The sequence below is a fragment of the Amycolatopsis sp. NPDC114503 genome, assembly GCF_055633655.1.
In genome coordinates, this window is the sequence record NZ_JBVKDT010000007.1 from 562874 (window position 1) to 573446 (window position 10573).

The 10573-nt window shown below is 70.0% G+C and carries 7 protein-coding genes; 6 read left to right on the plus strand and 1 reads right to left on the minus strand.

The window, feature by feature from the left end; translation table 11 throughout:
• The first annotated feature begins 470 nt into the window (after positions 1-470).
• Genes ACZ7OI_RS30830 through sthA form a run of 5 tightly spaced genes read left to right on the plus strand, consistent with a single transcriptional unit; the run spans position 471 to position 7812 of the window.
• On the plus strand, positions 471-1970 hold the full coding sequence (locus tag ACZ7OI_RS30830; protein ID WP_470267615.1) for a pyridoxal phosphate-dependent decarboxylase family protein: 1500 nt from the start codon (positions 471-473) through the stop codon (positions 1968-1970).
• A complete protein-coding gene (locus ACZ7OI_RS30835) occupies positions 1967-3259 on the plus strand; it encodes a lysine N(6)-hydroxylase/L-ornithine N(5)-oxygenase family protein (RefSeq protein WP_470267616.1) in 1293 nt (430 codons plus the stop codon). The genes ACZ7OI_RS30830 and ACZ7OI_RS30835 overlap by 4 nt, the downstream gene beginning before the upstream one ends.
• Positions 3256-5049, plus strand: a complete 1794-nt coding sequence (locus ACZ7OI_RS30840) for an IucA/IucC family protein (RefSeq protein ID WP_470267617.1) — start codon at positions 3256-3258, stop codon at positions 5047-5049. Before ACZ7OI_RS30835 ends, ACZ7OI_RS30840 begins: the two co-directional genes overlap by 4 nt.
• The gene (locus tag ACZ7OI_RS30845; protein WP_470267618.1) at positions 5046-6359 is read left to right on the plus strand and encodes a type I glutamate--ammonia ligase; all 1314 of its coding nucleotides are present in this window, start codon (positions 5046-5048) and stop codon (positions 6357-6359) included. Before ACZ7OI_RS30840 ends, ACZ7OI_RS30845 begins: the two co-directional genes overlap by 4 nt.
• A 22-nt stretch (positions 6360-6381) precedes the next feature.
• A complete protein-coding gene (gene sthA / locus ACZ7OI_RS30850) occupies positions 6382-7812 on the plus strand; it encodes a Si-specific NAD(P)(+) transhydrogenase (protein ID WP_470267619.1) in 1431 nt (476 codons plus the stop codon).
• A 20-nt stretch (positions 7813-7832) separates the two neighbouring features.
• Here sthA and ACZ7OI_RS30855 read toward each other — a convergent pair whose 3' ends face one another.
• The gene (locus tag ACZ7OI_RS30855; protein WP_470267620.1) at positions 7833-8360 is read right to left on the minus strand and encodes a hypothetical protein; all 528 of its coding nucleotides are present in this window, start codon (positions 8358-8360) and stop codon (positions 7833-7835) included.
• A gap of 113 nt (positions 8361-8473) precedes the next feature.
• On the opposite strand from ACZ7OI_RS30855, the gene ACZ7OI_RS30860 reads away from it, so the two are divergent.
• Positions 8474-10438, plus strand: coding sequence for an intein-containing Rv2578c family radical SAM protein (locus ACZ7OI_RS30860; protein ID WP_470267621.1), 1965 nt, complete (start codon positions 8474-8476; stop codon positions 10436-10438).
• The last annotated feature ends 135 nt before the right edge of the window (positions 10439-10573 follow it).

Genomic DNA, 10573 nt, shown 5'->3' on the forward strand with positions numbered 1-10573 from the left:
CGAGGAGCAGCGCGCCCGGCCCGGGGGCCGTGCACGCTGCTCCTCGACACGCCGACGCGATCCCGCGTTTCGGTCGGGAGGGAACAGTCGAGGTGATTCCTGGCGAGGTTGTCGAGTTCGGCTGTGAGCGGGGGTAGGCCTAGGGGGCAGTGGGCTGACGGCGGCGGTGCTGACGATCGGCGGCGATGTCTTCTGGCGGGGGCGGGGGCTGGCTTCGGTGCGCTGATCTTTACCGGGGAACGGGCCGGTGCTTCTTTCGGAGGGGCACCGGCCGTTTGGTGCGGTGCGTGGGTTGGGCGGGTGTTGTTGTCGTGCGGCGTTCGGGGGAGCGCGGGTCTCCTGGATGGGCGACGCGTCAGAGCTGTTTGCCCAGCATGCTGGGTGCGGGTGTGGCCCCGCTCGCGGGCTGTCGGTGGGTATCCGTATTGTTGCGCAGGGTAAGGCAAGGTTACCCTAAGAAAGGCGGTTCCATGGCGGATGCGGCCTCAGTGCCGGCGGCCTTCGGGCCCGGGGTCGGCGTGGCTTCGGTGGAGTGGCTGGCCGGAGGTGTCGGCGGAGCGGACCGGTTGGCCCAGTTGCTGCCTGCGGCGTTGCGCGGGATGGCGGCGGGCACGGCCGAACGCGGTGGTCCGGTTCCGGCGGGCGGTCCGGTCGCGGTGGCGGCGGCACTCGCTCGCGGCCAGGCCTCCGGGCTCGCGCGGCACGGGGTGGGCGCCGAACAAGCCCTGGAAGAGCTTTCCGCCCTGCTCGCCGCGGGATCCGCCGATCCGGCCGACCCGGCGTGCGCCGCGCATCTGCACTGCCCGCCGCTGGCGGTTGCCGTCGCGGCTGACGTCGTCGCTTCCGCGCTGAACCCGTCCATGGACTCCTGGGACCAGGCCCCGGTCGCGAGCGAGATCGAGCGCGAGTTCACCACCGGCCTCGCCCGGCTCTGCTACCCGGACGCCGCCCGTCCGGACGCCGTGATCACCTCCGGCGGCACGGAATCCAACCTCCTCGGCCTCCTGCTCGCTCGCGAATCCGGTGTCACGCGCCCGGTGTGCGGGGCCAATTCGCACCACAGCGTCGCCCGCGCGGCGTGGCTGCTGGGGCTGCCCGCACCGGTCGTGGTGCCGTGCGTTGACGACCGGATGGTCCCGTCCGCGCTGGCCGAAGCGTTGGCACCGCTCGGTGCGCAGGCCGTGGTCGTCGCGACCGCTGGCACCACGAACACCGGGCGGATCGACCCGTTGCCGGAGATCGCCGAGATCTGCCGCCGGACCGGAGCGCGGCTGCACGTCGACGCCGCGTACGGCGGTCTCGCGCTCTGCAGCGAAAGCCTTCGCTCCCGCGTCGCAGGCCTGGAGTTAGCCGATTCGGTCGCGCTTGACCTGCACAAATTCGGCTGGCAACCCGTTGCCGCCGGGGTGTTCGCCGCGCGCGTGGAGACCGATCTGCAAGCCCTCACCGTCCGCGCCGAGTACCTCAACGCTGACGACGACACTGAAGCCGGACTGCCCGATTTGCTCGGCCGTTCGCTGCGCACGTCCCGGCGTCCGGACGCGTTCCGGATGGCGGTCACGCTGCGCGCGCTCGGCACGTCCGGGATCGGGGCGCTCGTGGAACGCTGCTGTGCCAACGCTTCCGGCGTGCACGCGATGGTCGAGGACCATCCGGCGTTGCGGTCGTGGGGCGCGCCTGAACTGTCCACAGTGGTCTTCCGGCCGGTGGCGGCGGACGAGTTGCCGGGGTTGGCTGGAGACGACCTGGTCGCGCAGGTACGGCGCACGTTGCTGGAGGACGGCACCGCGGTCATCGGTCGCGGCGCGTTGCCGACTGGTGCGGACGGTGCTTCGCAGCTGTGGCTCAAGCTTACCCTCCTGCACCCGCACACCAAACCCGCCGACTACTCGGCGCTGCTCGACGCGGTGGCCACAGTTTCGGCTGGCCTGCGTGCGACTGTCGCGCGGGAAAGTCCGGTCGCCTCATGAGGCGCTACGACGTCGCCGGGGTCGGGATCGGGCCGTTCAACCTGTCGCTGGCCGCGCTGGCGGATCCGCTCGACCAGCTGGAGGTCGTGCTGTTCGACGAACGTCCTGAGTTCCGCTGGCACCCTGGGCTGCTCCTGGACGGTGCGACGCTGCAGGTGCCGTTCCTCGCCGACCTGGTGACGCTCGTCGACCCGACCAGCCGCCATTCCTTCCTCAACTACCTGCGCGAACGCGGCCGGCTGCTGCCGTTCTACTTCGCCGAGCGGTTCCATCTGCCGCGCGCCGAGTACGACGATTACGGGCGCTGGGCGGCGTCGCGGCTGCCGTCGTGCCGGTTCGGCCACGAGGTCACCGGGCTGCGCTGGGTCGACAGCGAAGAGGCGTTTGAGCTGACCGTCGATGGCGTGGAACCGGTGCTGGCGGCGGCCGTCGTGCTCGGGGTCGGCACGCAGCCGAGTGTGCCGGAATCGTTGCGGCCCTTGGTTTCTGCACCGGAGGTGCTCGCGTTGCATTCCGCCGACTACCTCACCCGCCGAACCGAGCTGCTCGCTGCGGATTCGGTGACGGTCGTCGGTTCGGGGCAATCGGGAGCGGAGGTTTTTCTCGACCTGTTGCGTTCGAGGTCTACTGTGGACGGTCTGCGCTGGCTCGCGCGCACGACTTCTTTCGCGCCGATGGAGTACTCGAAGCTCGGTCTGGAGCAGTTCACCCCGGACTACACGGCGTACTTCCACAGCCTTCCGGAACCGGTGCGCGACCGGCTTCTTCCGGCGCAATGGCAGCTGTACCAAGGCATTGACGCCGAGACGATGGCCGAGATTCACGACGAGCTGTATCGCCGGAGCATCGGAGGCGGCTGGCCGGGCGCGGTGCTGACGCCGGGCGTCGAGGTGGTGTCCGCTACCGTCGGCGAAGAGATCGAGCTGGGGTTGCGGCATGTCCAGCAAGGAACAACTGCTGTGCACCGGACGTCCGCTCTGGTCACTGCCACCGGCTACGCGGAAACGCCGACCGGGCCGCTGCTGGAAGGTCTTGGCGAAGCGGTGCGCCGCGACGCGCAAGGACGGCTCGTGATCGGTGCCGACTATCGCGTCGAACTCGACGTCCCCGGGCCGTTGTTCGTGCAGAACGCGGAACGGCACACGCACGGCCCCGGCGCGCCCGATCTCGGGCTCGGCGCGTGGCGGGCCGCGGCCATTCTCAACGCGGTATGCGGAAAACCGGTGTACGACCTGCCCGAGCGGACGGCGTTCACCACGTTCGGCCTCGACCAGACGGAGGACCAGTGACCCTGACCGACGACGCCGCTTGGCGGGCCGCGGGCTCGCTCGTCACGCACAAAATGCTCGGCGAGTTGTCCTACGAAGCGATGCTGGTGCCGACGCCCGGCGAACCGACGCGGGCCGGGCACCGCAGCTGGCGGCTCGAGCTGCCTAGCGACGTTTCGTACCGCTTCGAGGCACGCCGAGGCGCGTTCGAATCGTGGACAGTGTTGCCCGGCAGTGCAATCCGGGTCTCTCGCGGTGTGGAAGCTCCGGCGGACGACCCTCGCGCGCTGATCGTCGACGCACGTGAACGCCTTGGCCTCACCGGCCTCCGGCTGGCCGACGTCCTCGCCGAGCTGACCTCGACGGTCGCCAACGAGGCGACCCGGCTGCTTCGCGCACCGACCGCCGCCGAACTGTCCACGATGGACTACAACCTTGCCGACGGACACCTCACCGGCCATCCCCGGTTGGTGCTCAACAAGGGCCGCGTCGGGTTTTCGGCCCGCGACCGCGCGCGTTACGCGCCCGAGTCCGGTGCCGACATCCGGCTGCGCTGGTACGCCGTGCACCGCGACCTTGCGCAGTTCCGCAGCGTCGCCGGGCTCGACGCGGAAACCCTGCTGCGGGAGGAACTGGACGACCAGACCCGCGCCGAGTTCACCGCCCGCACGGCACGTCTCGGCGCGCTCGCCGACTACGTCTGGGTGCCGGTGCATCCTTGGCAGGCCGACGAAATCATCGGCACGCTTTACGCCGCCGAGCTGGCGACCGGCCGGATGGCCGAGCTGGGGGAGAGCAGCGACGTCTACCGTCCACATCAGACAGTACGGACGCTCGCCAACCGTTCCCGGCCCGACCGCCGTGACGTGAAAACCGCCGTGTCCGTGCGAAATACGCTCGTCTACCGCGGCCTGAACTCCGCGGCGACGCTCGCCGGCCCGTCGGTCACCGAATGGCTGCGCGGGATCGACGCGGCCGACCCGTTGCTGTCCGAGAAGTACCGCTTCGAACTGCTCGGCGAGGTCGCGAGCGTTTCGGTGCGGCATCCGCTGTTCGGCTCGCTGGAGGAGTTGCCGTACCGGTTCCACGAGACGCTCGGCGCGCTGTGGCGCGAGCCGCTCGTCGCCCGGCTCGCCGAGGGGGAGCAGGCGATCTCGTTCGCCGCGCTGCCGTACCGCGACGCAGCCGGGGAAACCGCGCTGACCGGGCTGATCGCGCAGTCCGGCGACGGTGCGGAGGCATGGCTGTCGCGGCTGTTCGATCTGCTGCTCACGCCGTTGCTGCACTGGCTGCTCCAGTACGGCGTCGGATTCTGCCCGCACGGTCAGAATCTGGTGCTGGTGGTGGACTCGGACGGCCGTCCGCTGCGTGTCGCGATCAAGGACTTCGCGCAAGGTGTCGACCTGCTGGACGAGGAACTGCCGTGTTACGCGGACCTTCCGCCGGACGCCGATGCCGACATGTTGCGCTGGCCCGCGCACTTGCTCGCCCAGTCGCTGTTCAGCTCGGTTTTCTCCGGACAGCTGCGGTTTTGGGCGGAGCTGCTGCTGGACGATCTTGACCTGGCTCGCGGCGACTTCTGGGCGTTGGTGCGTCAAGTAGTCGGCCGTTACCGCGACGAAAACCCTGAGGTGGCCGAGCGATTCGACGCTTGCCTGCTGTTCGCGCCGGACGTCGAGCGGGTCACGCTCAACCGCGAGCACCTCGCCGGGCAGGGTTTCGACAAGGTCGAGCGCGACGACGAGTTCGACGTCCGCTGGGGTCGCGTGCCGAACCCGTTGCACGCGCCCGATCCGGACGGTGCGTGGTGAGCCCGTTCGACCGTCCGGTCGGGCCGCGATCGCTGGCCGTGCGCGCCGAAGCGGGCTCGGCGGCCGCGGAGGTGCTGCGTCGAGTGCTGGCCGAGGACGGCGCGCGGTTGATGCTTTTGGTGCCAGATCCGCACGCGCGGTTCGCGGCGGTCGAGCTGGCCGCGCCCTTCGCGGCCGAGGTGCTGGACAGCGGATACGGCTTCTGCAGCTACGTTTTCGCCTGGACGCCGGAGCGCGAGCCGCTTCCGGAGACAGGCCCGCTGAAGCCGTATCTCGGCGGGTTCGGCGACCTGCGCGTGCACCTCGACGCGGCGACGGCGTTTCCGCTCGGGGACCAGACGTGGGCAGTGGTCGGGGACGCCGAGTTCCCGTCCGGCGAACCGGCCGGGCTCGCGCCGCGGACGGTGTTGCGGACGCAGTTGGCGCGGCTGGAAGAACACGGGCTGGTTCCGTCGATCGGGATCGAGCACGAGGTAGTTTTCCGTACTCTGGAAGGGGATCCACTCACCGGGCATGGTGTTGACTACGCCGTCGGCGGCACCGAACGCCTCACGCCGCTGCTGGCGGATCTGCGCTCCGCGACGGCCGGTCTTGGCGTGGAGTCGGCGCGGGCGGAGTGCCATCCGGGGCAGTACGAGGTCGTCCTGCGCCATCGTGACGCGCTCGCGGCCTGCGATGACGCGTTGCTGCTGCAGATGGTGACCCGGCGGGTGGCCGCCGCGCACGATGCGCAAGCCGACTATCTGGCTGCGCCGGAAGCCGGTCAGGGGAATTCCTGCCATGTCCACCTGTCACTGTCCACTTCAGACGGACCGGTTGGATTTCCGTTCGCGTTGGGTGCTTTTCTCGCCGGAGTGCTGCGGGACGCGCGCGCGTTGTCCGCAGTGTGGGCTCCGACATGGAACAGCTACGTCCGGCTCCGGACCGCTCCGTTCTCGCCGCGCGAACTGCGCTGGGGACCGGACGATCGGACGTCCTCGATCCGGTTGTGCGGGACCTCGTCCGAGCCGCGGCTGGAGTTCCGTTTCGCGGGAGCGGACGCCCAGCCGCATCTCGTCGTTGCCGCGCTGATCGCCGCGGGTACGGCTGGCCTAGCGGAGCAGCTGTCGCCACCCGACGCAGGCGCTCTGAGCGGACTGCTGGCGTCGTCGCCGTGGGAGGCGTTGTCGCTGCTGGAGGAGGGACGGGTCGCCGCGTTGCTGGGGGAGGACGTCGCCGCGCAGCAGGCCGCTTTGCTGCGCGAGGAACTCGACGCCGCGCTCGGATCGGTCACCGATCTGCACCGCCGCCGAGGTGCCTTGCGTTCGTGAGGACTTGCGCTGACCGGCGCATATGCGCAGGCTCAGGGCCGTGAGCGAATACGAGTACGACCTCATCGTCATCGGCTCGGGCCCGGGAGGGCAGAAAGCCGCCATCGCGGCGGCGAAACTGGGGAAGAAAGTCGCCGTCGTCGACCGGCACGACATGGTCGGCGGCGTGTGCGTCAACACGGGCACCATTCCGTCCAAGACGCTGCGCGAAGCCGTGCTGTACCTGACCGGGATGAACCAGCGCGAGCTGTACGGCGCGAGCTACCGGGTGAAACAGGACATCACCATCGCGGACCTGATGGCGCGCACGCAGCACGTCATCGGGCGCGAGGTGCAGGTGGTGCGCGCGCAGCTGCTGCGCAACCACGTCGACTTGATCGGCGGCATCGGCTCGTTCGCCGACCCGCACACCGTCCTGGTCGACGGCAAACACCGCGGCGACCGGCGCACCATCACCGGCCACTACGTCGTGATCGCGACCGGCACCCGTCCCGCGCGGCCGGACCACGTCGACTTCGACGCCGCGCGCGTGCTCGACTCCGACGAGATCCTGGCGATGGAGGCGATCCCGTCCTCGCTGGTCGTGGTGGGCGCGGGGGTGATCGGGATCGAGTACGCGTCGATGTTCGCCGCGCTCGGCTCGCGGGTGACCGTGGTCGAGCAGCGCGACCAGATGCTCGACTTCTGCGACCCCGAGATCGTGGAATCGCTGAAGTTCCAGCTGCGCGACCTTGGCGTCACGTTCCGGTTCGGGGAGAAGGTCGCGAACGTCGCGGTCTCTGATGACGCCACCGTGACGACGCTGGTCAGCGGCAAGCGAATCCCGGCGGACGCGGTGATGTACTCGGCCGGCCGCCAGGGCATGACCGGCGCGCTGGCGCTGGAAAACGCGGGCCTCAGCGCGGACAAGCGCGGCAGGCTGGAGGTCGACGAGCACTACCGGACCGCGGTCGAGCACGTGTACGCGGTCGGCGACGTGATCGGATTCCCTGCGCTCGCGGCGACGTCAATGGACCAGGGCCGCCTCGCCGCGTACCACGCGTTCGGCGAACCGGCGAACGACATCGGCGCATTGCAGCCGATCGGGATCTACACGATCCCGGAGATCTCGTATGTCGGCGCGACCGAGGCCCAGCTGACGTCGTCGTCGGTGCCGTACGAGGTCGGTATCGCGCGCTACCGCGAGCTGGCGCGCGGCCAGATTTCCGGGGACAGCTACGGGATGTTGAAGCTGCTGGTGTCGACGGCGGACCGGAAGTTGCTGGGGGTGCACGTTTTCGGCACCGGCGCGACCGATCTCGTGCACATCGGCCAGGCGGTGATGGGCTGCGGAGGGACGGTGGACTACCTGGTGGACGCGGTGTTCAACTACCCGACGCTGTCCGAGGCGTACAAGGTGGCGGCTCTCGACGCGACGAACAAGATCCGCGCTCTGGAGCGGTTCGCCGGCTGAGCCGGACGCTGCCGCGCGGCTCAGTAGTTCTCGATGTCCCATTGACAGCCGAGGCTGCCGGGCGGGGTGTCGTCCACGCCGGCGGCCAGCAGGTCGGCAGAGGTGAACACCAGGTCCGCGCGGTCGCCGAGCAGGACGCGGAGCAGCTCCTCGAGGATGTCCAGATGGGCCTCGCGGGATTCGTCGGCCAGGTGCGAGACGCGCTCGGACGCCTCGTCGACCCGGGCGCCCGCCTCGGCCAGCCTGCGGTGGACGAGGCCCGCCTCCAGGTAGTCCGACCAGGGCGTCCGCAGTGCCAGACAGGACTTGACGGTACTGGCGAACAGCATGAGCAGCGGTGCTTCGCCGGGCGCGGCGCTCTCCATCGACAGGGTGCGCCCGAACAACGTCTGCAGACCGGTCAGCACCTGGTGGCGGTGGGCGTGCAGGGCGGTGTTGTACGTCGGTCCCTCCTCGCGGTATCCGCCCAGGTCGTCGGCCGGCGATGCCTGCGCGAGCAGGTACGCCTCCGCGAAGGCCCGCCGGTCGTAGGAGGTGGTTGCGGTCATGCGGAAACGGTATCCGGCCTGTGCATTCAGCTCCGCCGGTTTTCGCACGGCCAAGCCCGCCGGACGACTCGTTCGAGGGGTGTTCGAACATATGTTTGACACGGCTTTAGAACATGTGTTCGACTGTCGGGGTGCGTTGGGAACAGTTGCGAGCGGGGAAGGAGGGGTCGGCTCTCCCCGGTCTCGGTGCCTTCGGAGATGTGGTGCGCTCGGTGCGGGCGCCGGAGTTCGGCGGCGTCACCTTTCACGAGGTGCGCGCCCGGTCCGTGCTGAACCGTGTGCCCGAGTCGTCCGCGGTGCCGTTCCGGTGGTCGGTCAACCCGTATCGCGGGTGTTCGCACGCGTGCACGTACTGCCTCGAAGGCGACACGCCGGTCCTGATGGCCGACGGCCGCTCGAAGCCGATCGCCGACCTGCGCGTGGGCGACCGGATCATGGGCACGCGCGGCCACGGCGTCGCGCGCAGGCTCGTGCCCACCGAGGTGCTCGCGCACTGGACCACGGTGCGCCCGGCCTACCGCGTCACGCTCGACGACGGCACGCGGATCGTCGCCGGACCGGACCACCGGTTCCTCAGCGCACGCGGCTGGAAGTACGTCACCGGCAGCAAACTCGGCACCGCGCAACGGCCGCGCCTGGAACCCGGCACGGAACTGGTCGGCGCCGGCCGGTTCGCCCGCACGCCGGACGACACGCTCGGCTACCGCGCGGGGTACCTCTGCGGAATGCTGCGTTCAGGCGGTTTCGCCGCCGAATCGGACGCCGCCTCGCGAGCCCTGGCGTACCTGCCCGATTTCGGCTCGTCAGTGGGTTTCATGCGCATCCCGAGGGAACCGGACGCCCACTGGGCGCGCGGATTCCTGGCCGGCCTGTTCGACCTGGCCGGCGGTTACCGGCGCGGCACGCTCTCCATCGCCCACGACGAGAACGAAGTGGTGGACATGCTGTTCGCCGCGCTGGACCGGTTCTCGTTCAGCTACGACACCGTCGGCCACCGCCAGCACCCCGGCCGTCGGCAGGCTCGTCTCACCGGCGGCACCGGCGAAGTGCTGCGCTTCCTGCACCTGGTCGACCCAGCGGTCGAATGGAAACGCTCGCTGGACGGCACTGTCATCGGCGGAGTCCGGCGCACAGTCACCAGCGTCTCGCCGCTGGGGTTGGAGTTGCCGCTGTTCGACATCACCACGGGTACCAGCGATTTCGTCGCCGACGGGATGGTGTCGCACAACTGCTTCGCCCGGAACACCCATACGTACCTGGATTTCGACGCTGGCCGGGACTTCGACACCCAGGTCGTGGTGAAGGTCAACGCCCCGGAAGTGCTGGCCGCGCAACTGAAACGCCCGAGCTGGCAACGAGAACCGGTCGCGATGGGCACGAACACCGACCCGTACCAGCGCGTCGAGGGCCGGTACCGGCTGATGCCCGGGATCATTCGCGCACTCGCCGATTCCGGGACGCCGCTCTCGATCCTCACCAAAGGCACCATGCTGAGCCGGGACCTGCCGCTGCTGGAGTCGGTGAGCAAGGACGTCCCGGTGCACCTGGCGGTGTCGCTGGCCCTGCTGGACGGTGACCTGCAGCGCCGCCTGGAGCCCGGCACCCCGACCCCGCGAGCCCGGCTGGACCTGATCCGCAAAGCTGCCGACGCAGGGCTGCCGTGCTCCGTGATGGTCGCACCGGTGCTGCCGTACCTGACGGATTCCCCCGAAGCACTCGACCCGCTTTTCGCCCAACTCGCCGAAGCCGGGGCGACCAGGGTGACGGTGCTGCCGCTGCACCTGCGGCCAGGCGCGCGGGAGTGGTTCGCCGAGTGGCTGAAGCGGGAGTACCCGGAGCTGGCCCCGCGATACCGCCGCCTGTACGCCCGAGGAAGCTACGCCGACCGCGGCTACCGACAACGTCTGGCCACGGTGGTCGGCCCGCTGCTGCGACGACACGGGTTGGACCCGCGGGTGCCTCGGGCGCACTCGGAAACCCGGGCGGAGCTGGACCGATCCGGGGAGGTTGGGGCAGCGGATGCGACGACGGTGCCCGAACAACGAGCGGGGGAGGCGGAGCAGCTGCGGCTTTTGTGAATTGCTGGCGCCGGGTGGCTTGACGCAGTCCAGACTGCTTCGGGAGCCGGGAGCCGGGAGCCGGGAGCCGGGAGCCGGGAGCCGGGAGCCGGGAGCCGGGAGCCGGGAGCCGGGAGCCGGGAGCCGGGAGCCGGG